Consider the following 16,347-nt stretch of genomic DNA (forward strand, 5'->3'; position numbering starts at 1 on the left):
GCTACTTCACCGGCACCGGGTCTTGACGCGCCGTGCTCTTGCGCAACGCGGCGCCGGCGGCCTTCTCGGCCTCCGGCCGGTCCTCGTCGGGCTGTGCCGGCGGCTCGCCCAGCGTTGCCGGCACCACGAAGAACGCCGCCACCAGGGTGAAGAACAGCGACAGCGCCAGCAGCTTGCCCATGCTGGCCGTGCCCGGATGGCTCGACAGGACCAGCGATCCGAAGGCGCTGCCGGTGGTGAGCGCCGAGAAGAAGATCGCCCGGGTCAGGCTCGAGGCGAGCATGTCGGTCACGCCCGCCCGCCAGGCGATGACGTAGTAGATGTGGAACGCCACGCCGACCGCGAGCATCAGCGGCAGCGCGATGATGTTGGCGAAGTTCAACGGCATGCCGATGATGCGCAGGGCCATCAGCGTCCACAGGGTCGCGATCACCAGCGGGCCCAGCGTCATCGCCACGTCCCAGGGCTTGCGCAGGGCCACCGACAGGATGACGAAGATCAGCACGAAGGCGGTCACGGCCGCCTGCACGAACGCCCCCAGGATCGTGTAGGTCGATTGCGTCGTCGCCACCGGCGCGCCGGTGGCGTGGGGCGCGACCTTCAGCACCTCGTCCGAGAAGGTCCGCAGCACCTCGTCGTCATTCGAGTCGCCCTTGGGATGGACCTCGATGCGGGCGCGCCCGTCCGCCGCGACCCAATCGGCCTTCAGCTGCGGCGGCAGGTTGTCCAGCGTGATCTTCTCGGGGTGCAGCAGTTCGCGCAGGTGCGCCAGGAGCGGGCCGAGATCCTTCGTCAGGGCGACCGAGGCCGCCTCGCGGAGCTGCACCGGCCCGGCGGCGAGCTTGTCGAGGGTGCCGGCGAGCTGCTTGGCCGTCTCGGTACCCTTCGCGTCGCCCGCGACGCCGTTCAGCGCCGTGGCGGCGTCCTTGAGCGCCTTGACGTTGTCGGCATCGGTCGGCGGCGGCGGCCGGCGGCCCGGGTTCAGCACGGGATCGAGGAGCTGCGCGGTGTCGGCGATCGCCGCGAGCTTCTTGTCCTGGTCCCGGGGCACGAAGGTGTCGATGCTGTTGACCGAGGCCGTGACCGGCAGCGCCTCCAGCGTCTTGGAGAGCGCCGGCACCGCGTCGACGTTCGGAGCCAGAACGTCGATGAGGTTCGGACTGGTCTCGGGGGTCTTGATCAGATCGAGATAGGTGGCGATCGACTCCGTCTTCGTGCTGCGCAGATGCATCGGGTTCGAGTCGAAGGGCAGGTGCCAGAGCAGCGGCGCCCCCGCCAGGGTCACCAGACCGACGGCGAGCAGGATCGGCTTGCGGTGCCGGATGATCCACGGATCGACGCCGACGAGCCATTCGGTCTGCACCGCGGCCTTCTCGCCCTCCGGCTGGAACACGGCGATCAACGCCGGCAGCAGGGTCAGGGAGAACAGGAAGGCCACGACCATGCCGACGCCGGCGATCAATCCGAGTTCCGACACCCCCCGGAAGGCCGTGGGCAGGAACGCGAAGAAGCCCGCGACCAGCGACACGGCGGCGAGCGTCAGCGACCAGCCCACCCCGCGGGCGGCGGCGCGGATCGCGCTCTCCAGCGTGGGCTGCTCGTAGCGGTCCGCCCGGTAGCGGACCGAGAACTGGATGCCGAAATCGATGCCGAGGCCCACGAACAGGGCCGCGAAGGCGACCGAGATCGGGTTCAGCTCCTTGACCATGATGAGGCCGAGCGCGGCCGTGACGACGAGGCCGGCGAAGGTGGTGATGATCACCCCGCCGACGAGCTTGCCGGAGCGCAGCGCCAGCCACAGGAACAGCACGATCGCGCCGACGATGATGCTGTTGTTGACGCCCGCATCCTCCGAGAGCGTCGCGAACTCCTCGTCGGCCACTGCCACCGTGCCGGTCAGACGCATCCGCAGGCCGTGCTGCGCGTCGATCTTGAGGTCCTGGGCGACGTTGCGGATCAGCTTGGTCGCCTGGTAGCCGGGTTCCAGCGCGTTGAAGTCCAGCACCGGCTGGATGATCACGAACTTCATCTTGTCGGTGACGCGGGTCTCGCCGTTGGACAGCAGCTCCTGCCACGACAGCCGCGCCGGCTGGCCCGCCGCCACCTTCTGCAGCGTGGCGTCGATCCGCCCCATGGGCTTCTCGAGATCCTCGAGCTTGGCGTCCCCGGTCTTCACGCCGCGGGCGCCGAGGGAGAGAACCCGCATCACGCCGCGCAGCGACGGGTCGGCGGCGAGCGGCCCGAGCAGCCCCTGCTGCTGGGTCAGAGCTTCGAGGGTCTTGTCGAGCTCCGCCTGGGACATCAGCAGCAGCCCGTTCTTGTCGAAGAACGGCCCGCCATCGGGACGATAGACGGTCTCGATCAGGTTCTTGTGGGCGGTGAGGGCCTTGGCGAGGTTGGCGGTCGCCTCCTCGGTCTCCTCGGGCGTCTGCCCGTTGATCACCGCCACGATCGTGTTGGTGCGCTGGGGGAAGGCCTGCTCGTAATTGATCTCGTCCTGACGCCACGGCTCCTTCGGGTCGATCAGCCGCTCGACATCGGTGTTGATTCGGAACAGGTGCGCCCCGATTCCGGCACTCGCGACCGTGACGAACGCCGCGAGGGCGATCACGATCCACCGATACCGCACCGAGAACGCGACGAGACTTTCGATCACGAGCACCCTGCCTGTTCGCCTCGGACACGCTCCCGGCGCGCCCGGCTCCTACTCTCCGGCTCAACGGGACACGGTGGCCGACGCCGGCGGGGACTCTGGGCCCACGTGCCGACCATCCCGTGCTCCGTTCGGACGCGCGCGGGGTCCGAGAAGCGCCCCACCGTCCGATCCGTCCGCACAACACGCCTGCGCGAGCCGCTCATGGCCGATATGGGCCGCTGCGTCGCCATCCGCCACGGCCCATGCAACAGGCCACACCTTGCGTCGTGGCCAAGGGGCTCAGTAAAGACGGCGATGCGAGATTGCAACGCGACCGGCCCGGCGCGGTCCTTGCACGCACCCATGTGCGTTAGCGCACGAGATTTGCGGCGGTGCAGCCGGAATCTTGGGATTTCGGTCGTATTGCCGACGCATTGCACGTGCTGACCTCGACGACCGGATTTCCCAGCGTCCACGCTCGCGCATGCGGACCATGTGGCGGCGTTGCGTCAGGTGCGGAATAAGATGTCATGACCCCGCCGAAACGGGGTCGATTAAGATCAGTTCCAAGCTGGAACGCTGGAAATCGAGATTTTTTCGCGTTAAGCACCCCAAACACCCCGGGGTCGACGAAGTGAAGGAGCCGCAATCTTGGGTATCCCCCTCCGGTACGTCGCGAAGATCGGCGGCTACATCCTGAAACAGCACCTGACGGGTCGCAAGCGCTACCCGCTGGTGATGATGATGGAGCCCCTGTTCCGTTGCAATCTCGCCTGCGCGGGCTGCGGCAAGATCGACTACCCGGACGAGATCCTGAACAAGCGCCTGCCGGTCGCCGACGCGCTCGAATCGGTGCGCGAGTGCGGCGCCCCCGTGGTGGTGATCGCCGGCGGCGAGCCGCTCCTGCACAAGGACCTGCCGCAGATCGTCGAGGGCATCATCGCCCAGAAGAAGTTCGCGATCGTCTGCACCAACGCGCTGCTCCTCGAGAAGAAGATCAAGGAGTACAAGCCGAGCCCGTACTTCACGTGGTCGATCCATCTGGACGGCGACAAGGAGATGCACGACCAGTCGGTGTGCCAGCGCGGCGTCTACGACAAGGCCGTGGCGGCGATCGCCAAGGCCAAGGAGATGGGCTTCCGGGTCACCATCAACTGCACCTTCTTCAACAACTCCCAGCCCGAGAAGATCGCCGACTTCTTCGACAGCGTGACCCGCATGGGGATCGACGGCATCACCGTCTCCCCGGGCTACGCCTACGAGCGCGCGCCGGACCAGAAGCACTTCCTGAACCGCAAGGCGACCAAGGACCTGTTCCGCGGCGTGTTCCGGCACGGCAAGGAGAAGGGCCGCGAGAAGTGGACCTTCCAGCAGTCCGGCCTGTTCCTGGACTTCCTGGCCGGCAACCAGACCTACCATTGCACCCCGTGGGGCAACCCGACCCGCACCGTGTTCGGCTGGCAGAAGCCCTGCTACCTGCTCGGCGAGGGCTACGCGGCGACCTTCAAGGAGCTGATGGAGTCCACCGACTGGGATTCCTACGGCACCGGCAACTACGAGAAGTGCGCCGACTGCATGGTCCATTCGGGCTACGAGGCGTCCTCGGTGGTCGATTCGGTGCGCAAGCCCTGGAAGCCGCTGGTCCACGCGATCCGCGGCATCAAGACCGAGGGTGCGATGGCCCCCGAGGTCAGCCTGGAGAACCAGCGCCCGGCCGAGTTCGTGTTCTCGCGCAACGTCGCCCAGAAGCTGTCGGAGATCAAAGCCGCCGGCGTCGACACAAAGCAGGAAGCCCGCAAGCGCACCGCCGCCTGACCGGTACGCGATGCACGATCGAACCCGCTGCCTCACGGCGGCGGGTTTTTCGTTCCCGGATCGCGTGCGGGCTTGCGATCGGGGCCGGTGCGAGGTCCTTGTTTTGACGCGCTCGCCTGCGCCGACCGGTATCCAATGCGGCGGCGAGCGCTCCAGCGGCGCAGGGTAACCGATGGCCATGACCAAGAAGATTCGCGTCGCCGTCCTCTATGGGGGCAGGTCCGGAGAGCACGAGGTCTCGCTGAAATCCGCGGCCTCGGTGGTTCGTCACCTCGATCGCGCGCGCTTCGAAGTCGTCCCCGTCAGCATCGACAAGTCCGGGCTCTGGCAGTTGAACGACCTGCGCCCGATCGAGCAGGCGGACGGCGAGTCCCTGACCATCCAGCGCGACGCTCCCGAAGTCCGGCTCGCGCGAACGACGGACGGGCAGGTCGCGCTGATGCGCATCGCCGATGGCGCCGCCCCCGGTGCCCGGGAAAGCCCCGGTGCCCCGGAGGTCCAGGCGATCGACGTCGTGTTCCCGGTCATGCATGGGCCGCTCTGCGAGGACGGCACCATCCAGGGCCTGCTGGAACTGGCCGACGTCGCCTATGTCGGCTCCGGGGTCCTCGCCTCCGCCCTCAGCATGGACAAGGACATCGCCAAGCGCCTCGCGGGTCTCGCCGGCATCCCGGTCGCGCCTTACCGCGCCCTGACCCAGACCGCGTATGAGCGGGCCCCCGATGCCGTCCTGGCCTCGATCCCGGAGACCCTGAATCTTCCGGTGTTCGTGAAGCCCTGCAACATGGGATCGAGCGTCGGCGTCCACAAAGTCAAAGCCTGGGCCGGCCTTCGGGCGGCTCTGGAGGATGCGTTCCGGTACGACGTGAAGGTCCTGGTCGAGCAGGGCATCGATGCCCGCGAGATCGAGGTGGCGGTGCTGGAGGGGGAGCCGACCTTCGTCAGCCTCGCCAGCGAATTGAACCCCAATCCGCAGCACGATTTCTACTCGTACGAGGCCAAGTATCTCGATCCTGCCGGGGCCACGGTCGACCTGCCGGCCAAGCTCGAGCCCGACCGGATGGAGCGCGTGCGCGCGCTGGCGGCCGAAGCCTTCGGGACCTTCGAATGCAGCGGTTTCGCCCGGGTCGACTTCTTTCTCGATCGGCAGAGCGGGACGTTCTTCTTCAACGAGATCAACACGCTGCCGGGGTTCACGGCGATCAGCATGTATCCGAAGATGATGGACGCATCCGGCGTCCCCTACCCGGCGCTGCTGTCCCGTCTCGTGGACCTGGCGGTCGAACGGCATCGGAAGCGGCACGCACTCGCGCGCGATTACGCGGCTTGAGCCCGCCCGCTGCGTCGGCGGAGGCGAGCCTGAAGGGTCAGGGACCGGGAGTCGAGCCGTCCGGCCAGGCGATCGGAGACGGTTTCAAGCCGTCTGACCGGTCGCGGCGCGGCGCCCGACCCACACCCACGGCAGCACGCAGGCGGCCGACAGGGCGATCGACACCGCGTAGGCGGACACGACGTCGATCCGCCCGAGCAGCAGGTGGACGCACAGGTAGAAGGCCAGCACGCCGAACGAGCCCTGGGCGCTGCCGCGCACCACGTCGATGGAGGCGCCGGTGCCGTCCTGCATCCGCGCGAAGGCAATGAGCGGCCAGGAGATGATCGGGATCGGCGCCAGGACGCCGCTCAGGCCCGCGCCGAGCAGGGGCGCGAGACCGGAGACCAGCAGGACCAAGGCGGTCGATGCCGCGAGTCGCGCCGGCATGTCCCAGCGCGGCGGCCGGGTGCGGCGGGCCGGCGCTTCCGCCGGCGGGCAGAGCGCCAGCACGAGCACCATCAGCGGAACGTCGATCGCCGCCGCGAGCCAGAGCCCGGGCCGGACGAGCCCGTGCAGCAGGATCCCCCCGAGCGCGAAGGCCGCCAGGGCGGCGCAGCAGGCGCGAAAAGGCGTCGTCCGCGACGCGCACAGGACGTAGGCCAGAGAGCAGCACGCGACCGCGCCGAGGCCCTCCGCCGAGCCGATCGCCGCGTCCGCGGCGAAGCGCTCGCCCTGCTCCACGGCGAGGTAGATCGAGATCGGAGCCGAGGTGAGCGGCAGGCCCGAGAGCAGGCCACCGATGAGGCTGCCCCAGCGCCGCGCGGCCGCCGACACGGCCCACATCAGCGTCGGCGTCACGAGCATCTTGGCGGCGATCAGGCTCATCGACGCCGCCCCGGGTCCCGGGCCCGGCTCATGCGGCCTCGGGCGGGCCGTCATCCTCCGGTGCGGCGGGGGAGTTGAGGATATCGTCCAGTTCGTCCACCAGCCGGTCGATCTGGTCCTCGGTGGCGAGCACTTTGAGAATCTCGCCGGACTCCGTCTCGATGGCCAGCTCGATGTGCGGCCCGACCCGCGCGGTCAGGATCCGGGCCAGAATCTTGATGGCGCTCATAGGTTTGCGTTCTCCGCCGCGATGACGCCGACCGCGACCGCCGGCCCGCACGTCGAGATCCAGTCGCGCGCGCCGATGATCCGATCCTCCAGCAGCGATACCAGGAGTCCCGACGGGCGACCGAGTCGCTCGGCGAGGCGCAACCCCAGGAATGTGCCGGCGCCGCACACGATCAGGGGGGCGTCCGGCGGCAGGTCCGGCCGGGTGAGCAGAAGGGCCGCCGCATCGTGCAGCAGCCGAAGCTGCGCCTCGGCGAAGTGTTCGGCGAGGGCCGCCCAGGCGTGGCCGGTCCCCTCCCCGTGGTCACGCCCGACGATCCGGGCGAGCCGGGTCTCGCTCTCGGCCGCCGACTTGCCCTTGCCGTCGCCGCTCGCCTGCTGGTCGGCGCCGTCGGGGAGCAGCCGCAGGATCCGGTAGACATCCGCCATGTGGGCGAACGTCTCGGTCATCAGCCGGGTCCGGCGGCCCGCGAAGGGCGCGTGATCCGCGAGCGCGATCACGGGCGTGCGGACCACCCCGGTATAGACGAGTTCGCCGGATTCGAGGCGCTCGGCGTCGCTGTACCCGAGGCTGCTCGGCCGCCCCCGGACGATGGCAATCAGGTCGGCGGTCGTGGAGCCGATATCGACGAGGAGCGCGTCCGGGACGTGCGTCCCGACGAGGGTCGCGGTGGCGTGCCAATTGGCCGAGGCGACGTCCGCCGCGACATCCGCGGCCGTCTCGGGGGCGACGAAGCCGGAGCGGCCGGCATAGATGCGCACGGCCCCGTCGAGATGCGCGCCGGCCCATCCCGAGAGCGCCGCCACCCCCGCCCGCCGGTCGGCGAAGCAGTCGGTCAGCTCGCCGGTCATGGTGACCGCGTGCAGGGCTTCGCCCCGGGCCCAGTCCGGCGCGGCGGCCAGCGCCTGGTCCAGGGCCGTCACGCCCCGCCAGAGCGGGCACGGGACCTGCGCGGCGGCCGCGACCCGCCCGTTCTCGACCAGCGCAGCCTTGACGTGGACCCCGCCGAGGTCCCACCCGATCGTCCTAGGGAATGGTGAGGGCATGGGAACGCGATGAGCGCCTCGAAGGATCATAGGATCGGGCGCCCCGGCTTCGCGGTGATCCCGGTGCTCGATCTCCGGGGCGGCCGCGTGGTGCGGGCGCGCCGGGGTGAGCGCTCCTCCTATGCCCCGATCGAGACGCCCTTGGCAAAGGGATCGGCGCCCGACGCGGTGGCGCGCGGGCTGCGCGACGCGTGGCCGGCCGCGATCCTCTATGTCGCCGATCTCGACGCGATCATGGACGGGGCCGCGCCCGATCTCCGGGCGCTGGAGGCGATCGCCCGCGCCTGTCCCGGCACCGCCCTGTGGGTGGATGCCGGCTTCTCCGAAACGGCCGGCGTGGACGCGTTCCTGGCCGCCGGCCTCGGGCGCCCGGTGATCGGCAGCGAGAGCCAGGCGGATGCCGGCCTCGTGACGCGGCTCGGGGACCGGGCGGTGTTCTCCCTGGACACCCGCGGTCGCGACCGGCTCGGCCCGCCCGTGCTCCACGACGATCCGTCGCTGTGGCCACGGGACGTGATCGCCATGACGCTGGCCCGGGTCGGGGCCGGGGCCGGTCCCGACCTCGCCGCGCTCGGCGACCTGCGCGCGCGGGCGCCCGACCGGCAGCTCTATGCGGCCGGCGGCGTCCGCGGCCCGAACGACCTGCGGGCCCTGCGCGATGCCGGCTTGGCGGGGGCGCTCGTCGCCTCCGCGCTCCACGACGGCACCCTGACCCGGGCGGCAGCCCCGGACCTCGCCTGACGCTTCCGGCCTGCGCCCGCGGCTGATAAAGCCGCTCGACAGCGAACAACCTCACGAGTGTTCAGCCGATGGAAAAGTTCACCACCCTGGAAGGCGTCGCCGCGCCCGTGCGGACGATCAACGTCGATACCGACCGGATCATCCCGGCGAAGTACCTGAAGACGATCAGACGGACGGGGCTGGGCAAGAGCCTGTTCGCCGAGATGCGCTACCGCGAGGACGGCTCCGAGAACCCGGACTTCGTGCTCAACAAGCCCGCCTACCGGAACGCCAAGATCCTGGTCTGCGGCGACAATTTCGGCTGCGGCTCCTCCCGGGAGCACGCGCCCTGGGCGCTGGCCGATTTCGGCATCCGCTGCGTGATCTCCACGAGCTTCGCCGACATCTTCTTCAACAACTGCGCCAAGAACGGCATCCTGGCGATCGTGGTCTCGCCGGAGGACCTCGAGAAGCTGTTCGCCGATGCCGAGCGCGGTGCGAACGCCACGCTGTCGGTGGATCTCGAAGCCCAGACCATCAAGGGGCCGGACGGGGGCACCCTGCATTTCGACATCGACGCCGGCCGCAAGCACAACCTGCTGAACGGCCTCGACGAGATCGGCCTGACGCTGGCGCGCGGCGCCGCGATCGACGCCTACGAGCAGAAGCTCGCCCAGCGGGAATGGGCCTGACCGGGCCGCGCCTCCGGTCGGGGAGGGTCCGGCCTGCCCGCCGCGCCGCCTCGCGTCGGCCGGGGGCGCGTTCCGGCTCAGCGTGATGCCGCGTCCCGACGAGACGGTGTCCGTCCGGTCGAAAACGGGGCTGCCCGCGTCACGGCATTTGCCGTCGACGCTACGAGATAGAGGCCGATCGGCGCGCTGATCCGTGACGGCCCGGCGACGCCTAGCGTATCTGCGGGCCGGCCTGTCATGCCGCGGCGGGCTCGGCCTTTCGTCGAACGGCCCGGCGCAGGGATCCATCGCATCGCGTTCGAGCCCCGCGGCATCCCGATGCGATGTCGGTCGATGGTGCCAGACGTTCGCGGCGCGGACGGTTCGACCAGTTCGCCCGGCACCCGCAGGCGGACCGGGCGCTAACGCGCCGTTAACCCTCGTGCTGCCTGATTCGGCCGCTAAACGATGGGCGACACACGGGAACGCCAGGATGCGGAATCAGTCCATCGGGTCGGGCATCGCGCTCGGGATCGGCCTCTTCCTCGCCGGCGCCGCGAGCCTTCCGGCGCGCGCGGATTTCGACGGCTGCCTCGGGGGCATCCGGGCCCAGGCGGAGGCCGCCGGCGTGTCGGCGCAGACCTTCCAGGCGGCCACGCGCGGCATCAGCTACGACGACAAGGTGATCGAACTCTCCCAGGCCCAGCCGGAGTTCAAGACGCCGATCTGGGACTACATGGCGGCGCTGGTCGACGACGAGCGGGTCGAGGACGGGCGCGCGGCCATGCGCCAGAACGCGGCCGCTCTCGCCCAGGCCGAGGCGCGCTACGGGGTCGACCGCTACACCATCGCGGCCGTGTGGGGCGTCGAATCGAACTTCGGCAAGAACCTCGGCAAGATGCCGCTGGTCCAGTCCCTGGCGACGCTCGCCTGCTCGAACAACCGCCGCCGCGACTTCTTCCGCGGCGAGCTGATCGCCACCCTGCGGATCATCGAGCGTGGCGACATCGCCCCGGAGCGGCTGACCGGATCCTGGGCCGGCGCCTTCGGCCAGACCCAATTCATGCCGAGCACCTATCACCGTCTCGCCGTCGACGGCGACGGGGACGGGCGTCGCGACGTGGTCGATTCGGTGGCCGACGCGGTCGGCTCCACGGCGAACTTCCTGCACGTGGCCAAGTGGCAGCACGGCCAGGCCTGGGGCTACGAGGTGAGGCTGCCCCGCGGCTTCAACGTCGGCGCCGCCGGGCGCAGGAACAAGAAGCCGATCGGCCACTGGGCGTCCCTCGGCGTGACCCGTATCGACGGCCATCCGCTCTCGGGCGAGGGGCCGGCCGGGATCATCGCGCCGGCCGGCATCGAGGGGCCGGCCTTCCTGGTCACCCGGAACTTCGACGCGATCTACTCGTACAACGCCGCCGAATCGTACGGCCTCGCCATCGCGGTGCTGTCCGACCGGCTGCGCGGCAAGCCCGGCGTCCAGGCCTCCTGGCCGACCGACGACCCGCCCCTGTCCCGGGCCGAGCGCCGCGACCTCCAGACCCGGCTGGCCGCCCGGGGCTACGATGTCGGCGAGCCGGACGGCAAGGTCGGCCAGAAGACCCGCGACGCGATCAAGGACGTGGAGCGCAAGCTCGGCATGACCCCCACGGGGCGCCCGGGGGGCAAGGTTCTGGAAGCCCTGCGCGGGGGCTGAGCCCCCGGCCCATCGCCGACGGCGTCATGCATCCGACGCCACGGCGACGCGCCGTCGTTGAGGCCGGACGCGCGCCGCCGGCCTCGTCGATGATCCGCCGGCCGGCGCTTCGACGCGACCGGTTCGCGACGCCCGTCCCCCGTCGTGGCGGTACCGGGATCGATCCGGAACGGACGTATCAAGTGTATCGACGTATCTGTATGTCCTGATATGCGTGACGTACGGTAAATCCCGATTTTTACTAGACAGCACTGAATTAGTATTTTTTATCGTCGGAATGCGTTTTTAGTTATTTTCCAATACAAAAATCGGCGATCCGCAATCTTGAGTCGCCGGCTTCGTATCATCTAGACGTGAGGTGCTGTGCTGATAGCCGGGGCCCCGATGCGTCTTCGTATTGTTCGTTTGAATCTCGCGCGCCGAATCATGCTGATAGCCCTGCTGCCGATCCTGTTGATCGTCATGCTCGGTGCGGGAGGATTGTATCTATACTACAAAGAAATGACTTCGGGTCGCATCCTCGCCCTGCGGTCGATGGTCGAGCTGGTCCAGTCCTACGCCCAGGCCCTCGACGGGCGGGTCAAGGCCGGCACGCTGACTCGGGCGGCCGCCCAGGCCGAACTGGCCGAGACCGCCATGGCGATGCGCTACGATGGCGGATCCAACTACATCACGATCTACACGATGGACGGCACCGTCGTCGCCGCACCCAACCGGGCGCTCCTCGGGAAGAACGTGATCGCGTCCACGGTCAACGGCGTGCGGGTCGTCGAGTCGATCGTCGATCGCTTGAAGACCTCCGAGACCACGGTCTTCGCCTACGACTTCACCCGGCCGGGACGGGATGGCGTCTATCCGAAGATCACCTTCGCCGCGCGATTCGACCCGTGGAACCTGTTCATCGCCACGGGAGCCTATACCGACGACATTGCGGCGGCCTTCCGGGCTCTGGCGATCACGGTCGTGACCCTGCTCCTGGGCGTCATCGCCGTGGCGGTGCTGTCGTCCGCGCTGATCTCGCGCAGCATCACGCGCCCGCTCCAAAGCCTCGGTCGGCGGATGCAGGCCCTGGCGGCCGGCGACCTCGAAGGCCCCGTCGCGGAGGTGGCGCGGCACGACGAGACCGGCCGCATGGCCGCCACCGTGGAGGTGTTCCGCAACGCCCTGATCGCCAAGAGCGCGATGGACGTGGCGGCCGCCCGGGACGCGGCGGTCAAGGTCGAGCGGGCCCAGGCCCTCGACGATCTCGCCCGCCGGTTCGAGGGCAGCGCCGGGACCCTGATGCAGGGCCTGACCGCGGCCGCCACCGACATGCAGGCGGAAGCCGCCGCGATGGCGCGGAGCACGGCGCGGACGAGCGCGCGCTCGGCCCAGGTCGTCGAGGCCGCCCAGGAGACCTCGGCGAGCGTGCAGGCCGTGGCGGCGGCGACCGAGCAGATGTCGACGACCATCCGGGAGATCTCGGGCCAGATGGCGCGCTCATCGGCCATGACCGCCCGGGCGGCCGCGGAGGCGAGCCGCACGGATGCGATCGTGCACGACCTCGCCGAGGCGGCCGAGCGGATCGGCACCGTGGCGGGCCTGATCGCGGCGATCGCCAGCCAGACGAACCTCCTCGCCCTCAACGCCACGATCGAGGCGGCGCGGGCCGGTGACGCCGGCCGCGGCTTCGCCGTCGTGGCCGCGGAGGTGAAGGCCCTCGCCGGCCAGACCGCGCAGGCGACGGCAGAGATCTCGACTCAGATCGGCGCCGTGCAGACCTCGACCCGGCAGGCCGTGGCGGCGATCCAGGGGATCGGCCGCACGATCACCGAGGTCGATACCCTCGCCACGGGCGTCGCGGCGGCGATCGAAGAGCAGGAGGCGACGACCGGCGAGATCGTGCGCAGCGTCGCGCAGGCGGCGAACGCCAGCGGCACGGTGACGGACAGCATCGGCGACGTCTCGATCGCCGCCCGGGAGGTAGGGGGCGCGGCCGAGCAGGTGCTCGGTGCCGCGGCGGAGCTGTCGCGAAAGTCCGAACGCCTCTCGGCGGAGATCACCGAATTCCTCGACCGGGTCCGGGCGGGCTGATCGCCGGCCACGAAAAAACCGGCCCGGCGAAGCCGGACCGGTCGAAAACCCCCGAGCCCCGGCCGGGGCCGGTCCGGGATGCTACTCGGCGGCGGCGGGTGCCGCGGCCGGGGCGTCCTTGGCCTTGTAGCGGTCGGTGCGCTCGACGATACGGGCCGACTTCCCGCGGCGATCACGCAGGTAGTACAGCTTGGCGCGACGCACCTTGCCGCGGCGGGCCACCTTGATCGAATCGATCATCGGGGAATGCACCGGGAAGACGCGCTCCACGCCCTCGCCGTAGGAGATTTTGCGGACCGTGAAGCTCTCGTTCAGGCCGCCACCCGAACGGGCGATGCAGACGCCCTCGTAGGCCTGGACGCGGGTGCGCTCGCCTTCCTTCACGCGGACGTTGACGATGAGCGTGTCGCCCGGCTCGAAATCCGGGATGGTCTTGGCGAGGCGCGCGACTTCCTCGCGCTCCAGCTGCTCGATGATGTTCATGGCATAGCTCCAGCCGTCGCGCCGTTCCGCCCCTCATGGGCGATCGGCGCCAGGATTTCGGCGATCCTGTTGTGAGTTGGGCGGCTCTCTACAGGATCGCTGCCGGCTTGTCGATTGCCGAAGCGCGCCCCGGGCGCCCTCAGGGATGCGCGGCGCCGGGCGGAGTCCGCGCCGCCGCGGCCTCGGGCAGCACGCAGGCCGACAGGAAGGCCGCGAGGTCGTCGGTGATGTGATCGATGTGCGGCTCGCGCACCGCCTCTTGCTCGAACGCCTCGCGATAGGGGTCGATCACCTTGGGCACCACCAGCACGGTCGCCATCCCGAGCTCGTGCGGCACCGCGAGGTTGCGGGCGATGTCCTCGAACAGGGCGGCGCGGCGCGGCTCGACCGCGTGCCTGTGCAGGAAGCGCTCGTAGGTCGCGCGTTCCGGCTTCGGGACGAAATCGGCGGCCGCGATGTCGAACACGTCCTCGAAATGATCGAGGATGCCGAGCTTGGCCGCCACGGTCTCGGCATGGCGGCGCGAGCCGTTGGTGAGAATCAGCTTGCGCCCTGGCAGCTGCTCGATCGCGTCGCCGAGGGTCTTGTCGAGCTTGATCGTCGAGTGGTCGATGTCGTGGGCGAAGTCGAGGAAGTCGTGGGGATCGACCCCCGCCTCGGCGATCAGCGCCGACAGCGTCGTGCCGTAGCGGTGATAGAAATGCTTCTGGAGGGCGCGCGCCGAGATCCCGTCGAGCCCGTAAAGCTGCATCACGTACAGGGTGATGCGCTCGTCGACCTTCGGCCAGACCTCGGCGTCGCTCGGATAGAGGGTGTTGTCGAGGTCGAACACCCAGGTGTCGACATCGGCAAAGCCGCGGGCCGCCGGGGTCGTGAACTGCGCCTTGTCGGGATGGTGCACCGTCGCCCCTCGGATTGCTGATCCCGGCGGATCTGTGGATCGGAACGGTCAAGCTCGCAAGTTCGATGCTTGCCCGGGGCTTGCGGGACCGACGGGTTACGACAATGCGCGGGCGGCGCAGACGTTGCCGTGGGGGTCGCATACCCCGCGGTCCCGGCGAGACCGCGCGGTGCTCCAGTCCGTCCGCTCAGCCGCGCCGGATGAGCGTGCCGGCCCCGTAATCGGTGAACAGCTCCAGCAGAACCGCGTGGTTGACCTTGCCGTCCAGGATGACGACCGCCTCCACGCCGCGCTCGATCGCGTACATGCAGGTCTCGATCTTGGGGATCATGCCGCCCGTGATGGTGCCGTCGGCGATCAGGCGCCGGCAATCCTCCACGGTCAGCTCGGGGATCAGCTTCTTGTCCTTGTCGAGCACCCCCGGGACGTCGGTGAGCAGCAGCAGCCGCTTGGCCCGGAGCGCCCCGGCGATCGCCCCCGCGAACGTGTCGGCGTTGACGTTGTAGGTCTGGCCGTCCGCCCCGTAGGCCACCGGGGCCAGGACCGGGATGAGCTCGGCCTTCAGCACCGCGTCGAGGACGCCGCGCTCGACGTGATCCGGCTCGCCCACGAGGCCGAGATCGACGCTCTGCTCGGTCTGGTTCTCGGGGTCGATCACGGTCTTCATTGCCCGCTTGGCGCGGACCATGTTGCCGTCCTTGCCGCACAGGCCGATCGCCCGGCCGCCCTCGGCCGAGATCCAGCCGACGATCTGCTTGTTGATCGATCCGGCCAGGACCATCTCGACCACCTCGACGGTGGCCTCGTCGGTGACCCGCAGGCCGCCGCGGAATTCGGACTGGATGCCGAGCCGGTCGAGCATCCGGCCGATCTGCGGTCCGCCGCCGTGCACGACGATGGGCTTCAGGCCGGACTGTTCCAGCAGGACGATGTCCTCGGCGAAATCCTCGGCGGCCGCCCGGTCGCCCATGGCGTGACCGCCGTACTTGATCACCACGATCTCCTGGTCGTAGCGCTGCATGTGGGGCAGCGCCTGGGCCAGGACCTCGGCGCGCACGTGCACGTTCGGCAATTCGGTCATCGCGGTCCTTCGCCGATCCTCAGGGCGGATCCTCCGGGGCATCTGCGACCTCCCCGACGGGCGGTGGCGCTTCTACAGGAAGCCGCCCGCGCTGCGAAGCCGCCCCGCGCGCGGCCGTGGCCGACGCCGTCGAGCGGGCCTTGCCCCGGGCCCGAGGCCGCGCTGTCAAAGAACCGTCACCGATCCGGATGTTGCTGGCGGGCGACAGACGGGCGGGGATCCCGTGTCCCCCGGGTTGCATCGCCGCCGCTCCCGGATCATGCTGCGTTGCAACAAGCCGCAGGGCGGCCAGCCGGGAGGGCCGGATGCGGATCGCGATGATTGGGGCCGGATATGTCGGCCTGGTGTCCGGAGCCTGCCTGGCCGATTTCGGACACGGCGTGATCTGCATCGACCGCGACCCCGGGAAGATCGCGAGCCTGAACGCCGGCCGCATGCCGATCTACGAGCCGGGCCTTGAGGCCCTGGTGGCGGAGAACGTCCGGCACGGCCGGCTCGCCTTCCAGTCGTCCATGCGGGAGGCGGTGGCGGAGGCGGACGCGGTGTTCATCGCGGTGGGCACGCCCTCCCGCCGCGGCGACGGCTTCGCCGATCTCAGCTTCGTGTTCGACGCCGCCCGGGAGATCGCCGGCGCCCTGTCGGGATTCACCGTCGTGGTGACCAAATCGACGGTCCCGGTCGGGACGGGCGACGAGGTCGAGCGGATCATCCGGGAGGCGAACCCGTCCGCGGACGTGTCGGTGGCCTCGAACCCGGAGTTCCTGCGCGAGGGCGCGGCGATCACCGACTTCAAGCGGCCC

14 protein-coding genes are annotated in these 16,347 nt (G+C 69.7%); 7 read left to right on the top strand and 7 right to left on the bottom strand.

Going from position 1 to position 16,347, the window contains the following annotated elements; translation table 11 throughout:
- Position 1: 1 nt before the first annotated feature.
- Positions 2-2,656 carry an MMPL family transporter gene (locus tag MKL01_RS24295; RefSeq protein WP_243907752.1) on the bottom strand — a complete coding sequence of 885 codons (2,655 nt, stop codon included), beginning with the start codon at positions 2,654-2,656 and terminating at the stop codon, positions 2-4.
- Positions 2,657-3,286: 630 nt separating this feature from the next.
- On the opposite strand from MKL01_RS24295, the gene hpnH reads away from it, so the two are divergent.
- Both hpnH and MKL01_RS24305 read left to right on the top strand, forming a co-directional pair.
- Positions 3,287-4,450, top strand: a complete 1,164-nt coding sequence (gene hpnH / locus MKL01_RS24300; RefSeq protein WP_243907735.1) for an adenosyl-hopene transferase HpnH — start codon at positions 3,287-3,289, stop codon at positions 4,448-4,450.
- Between the two features lie 178 nt (positions 4,451-4,628).
- Positions 4,629-5,780 (top strand): D-alanine--D-alanine ligase family protein, encoded by a 1,152-nt coding sequence (locus tag MKL01_RS24305; RefSeq protein ID WP_243907736.1) that lies wholly within the window; start codon positions 4,629-4,631, stop codon positions 5,778-5,780.
- A gap of 84 nt (positions 5,781-5,864) precedes the next feature.
- Here the strand turns inward: MKL01_RS24305 and MKL01_RS24310 are convergent, their stop codons facing one another.
- Genes MKL01_RS24310 through MKL01_RS24320 form a run of 3 tightly spaced genes read right to left on the bottom strand, consistent with a single transcriptional unit; the run spans position 5,865 to position 7,922 of the window.
- Positions 5,865-6,647 (bottom strand): hypothetical protein, encoded by a 783-nt coding sequence (locus MKL01_RS24310; protein ID WP_243907737.1) that lies wholly within the window; start codon positions 6,645-6,647, stop codon positions 5,865-5,867.
- A gap of 28 nt (positions 6,648-6,675) precedes the next feature.
- Positions 6,676-6,876, bottom strand: coding sequence for a hypothetical protein (locus tag MKL01_RS24315; protein WP_243907738.1), 201 nt, complete (start codon positions 6,874-6,876; stop codon positions 6,676-6,678).
- On the bottom strand, positions 6,873-7,922 hold the full coding sequence (locus MKL01_RS24320) for a hydantoinase/oxoprolinase family protein (RefSeq protein WP_243907739.1): 1,050 nt from the start codon (positions 7,920-7,922) through the stop codon (positions 6,873-6,875). The genes MKL01_RS24315 and MKL01_RS24320 overlap by 4 nt, the downstream gene beginning before the upstream one ends.
- Positions 7,923-7,931: 9 nt before the next feature.
- Here MKL01_RS24320 and MKL01_RS24325 point away from each other — a divergent pair, with 9 nt between their 5' ends.
- From MKL01_RS24325 to MKL01_RS24340, 4 genes are all read left to right on the top strand, one after another.
- Positions 7,932-8,663: a HisA/HisF-related TIM barrel protein gene (locus tag MKL01_RS24325; protein ID WP_243907740.1), complete on the top strand. Its 732-nt coding sequence runs from the start codon at positions 7,932-7,934 to the stop codon at positions 8,661-8,663.
- A gap of 68 nt (positions 8,664-8,731) precedes the next feature.
- Positions 8,732-9,334 carry a 3-isopropylmalate dehydratase small subunit gene (leuD, locus tag MKL01_RS24330; protein ID WP_243907741.1) on the top strand — a complete coding sequence of 201 codons (603 nt, stop codon included), beginning with the start codon at positions 8,732-8,734 and terminating at the stop codon, positions 9,332-9,334.
- Between the two features lie 472 nt (positions 9,335-9,806).
- Positions 9,807-11,009: a lytic murein transglycosylase gene (locus MKL01_RS24335; RefSeq protein ID WP_243907742.1), complete on the top strand. Its 1,203-nt coding sequence runs from the start codon at positions 9,807-9,809 to the stop codon at positions 11,007-11,009.
- Positions 11,010-11,435: 426 nt separating this feature from the next.
- Positions 11,436-13,082, top strand: a complete 1,647-nt coding sequence (locus MKL01_RS24340; RefSeq protein ID WP_243907743.1) for a methyl-accepting chemotaxis protein — start codon at positions 11,436-11,438, stop codon at positions 13,080-13,082.
- Between the two features lie 81 nt (positions 13,083-13,163).
- Here MKL01_RS24340 and rplS read toward each other — a convergent pair whose 3' ends face one another.
- The 3 genes from rplS to argB form a co-directional block, all read right to left on the bottom strand.
- A complete protein-coding gene (gene rplS / locus MKL01_RS24345; protein ID WP_243907744.1) occupies positions 13,164-13,565 on the bottom strand; it encodes a 50S ribosomal protein L19 in 402 nt (133 codons plus the stop codon).
- Positions 13,566-13,704: 139 nt separating this feature from the next.
- The gene (locus MKL01_RS24350; RefSeq protein ID WP_243907745.1) at positions 13,705-14,466 is read right to left on the bottom strand and encodes a pyrimidine 5'-nucleotidase; all 762 of its coding nucleotides are present in this window, start codon (positions 14,464-14,466) and stop codon (positions 13,705-13,707) included.
- A 187-nt stretch (positions 14,467-14,653) separates the two neighbouring features.
- Entirely contained in the window at positions 14,654-15,547 is an 894-nt protein-coding gene (gene argB, locus MKL01_RS24355; RefSeq protein WP_243907746.1) for an acetylglutamate kinase, read from the bottom strand.
- A gap of 305 nt (positions 15,548-15,852) precedes the next feature.
- On the opposite strand from argB, the gene MKL01_RS24360 reads away from it, so the two are divergent.
- The coding region (locus MKL01_RS24360) for a 2-dehydropantoate 2-reductase N-terminal domain-containing protein (RefSeq protein ID WP_409566326.1) at positions 15,853-16,347 on the top strand (495 nt) is incomplete at its 3' end.

The sequence above is a fragment of the Methylobacterium sp. J-070 genome (genome assembly GCF_022829385.1).
Taxonomy (GTDB): Bacteria; Pseudomonadota; Alphaproteobacteria; order Rhizobiales; family Beijerinckiaceae; genus Methylobacterium.

Bases quoted from the DNA above. Each gene is read 5' to 3' on its own strand.
- MKL01_RS24320 (WP_243907739.1), bottom strand. From the start codon at position 7,922: ATGCCCTCACCATTCCCTAGGACGATCGGGTGGGACCTCGGCGGGGTC.
- argB (WP_243907746.1), bottom strand. From the start codon at position 15,547: ATGACCGAATTGCCGAACGTGCACGTGCGCGCCGAGGTCCTGGCCCAG.
- MKL01_RS24340 (WP_243907743.1), top strand. From the start codon at position 11,436: ATGCTGATAGCCCTGCTGCCGATCCTGTTGATCGTCATGCTCGGTGCG.
- MKL01_RS24310 (WP_243907737.1), bottom strand. From the start codon at position 6,647: ATGAGCCTGATCGCCGCCAAGATGCTCGTGACGCCGACGCTGATGTGG.
- MKL01_RS24305 (WP_243907736.1), top strand. From the start codon at position 4,629: ATGACCAAGAAGATTCGCGTCGCCGTCCTCTATGGGGGCAGGTCCGGA.
- leuD (WP_243907741.1), top strand. From the start codon at position 8,732: ATGGAAAAGTTCACCACCCTGGAAGGCGTCGCCGCGCCCGTGCGGACG.
- rplS (WP_243907744.1), bottom strand. From the start codon at position 13,565: ATGAACATCATCGAGCAGCTGGAGCGCGAGGAAGTCGCGCGCCTCGCC.
- MKL01_RS24325 (WP_243907740.1), top strand. From the start codon at position 7,932: ATGAGCGCCTCGAAGGATCATAGGATCGGGCGCCCCGGCTTCGCGGTG.
- MKL01_RS24315 (WP_243907738.1), bottom strand. From the start codon at position 6,876: ATGAGCGCCATCAAGATTCTGGCCCGGATCCTGACCGCGCGGGTCGGG.
- MKL01_RS24335 (WP_243907742.1), top strand. From the start codon at position 9,807: ATGCGGAATCAGTCCATCGGGTCGGGCATCGCGCTCGGGATCGGCCTC.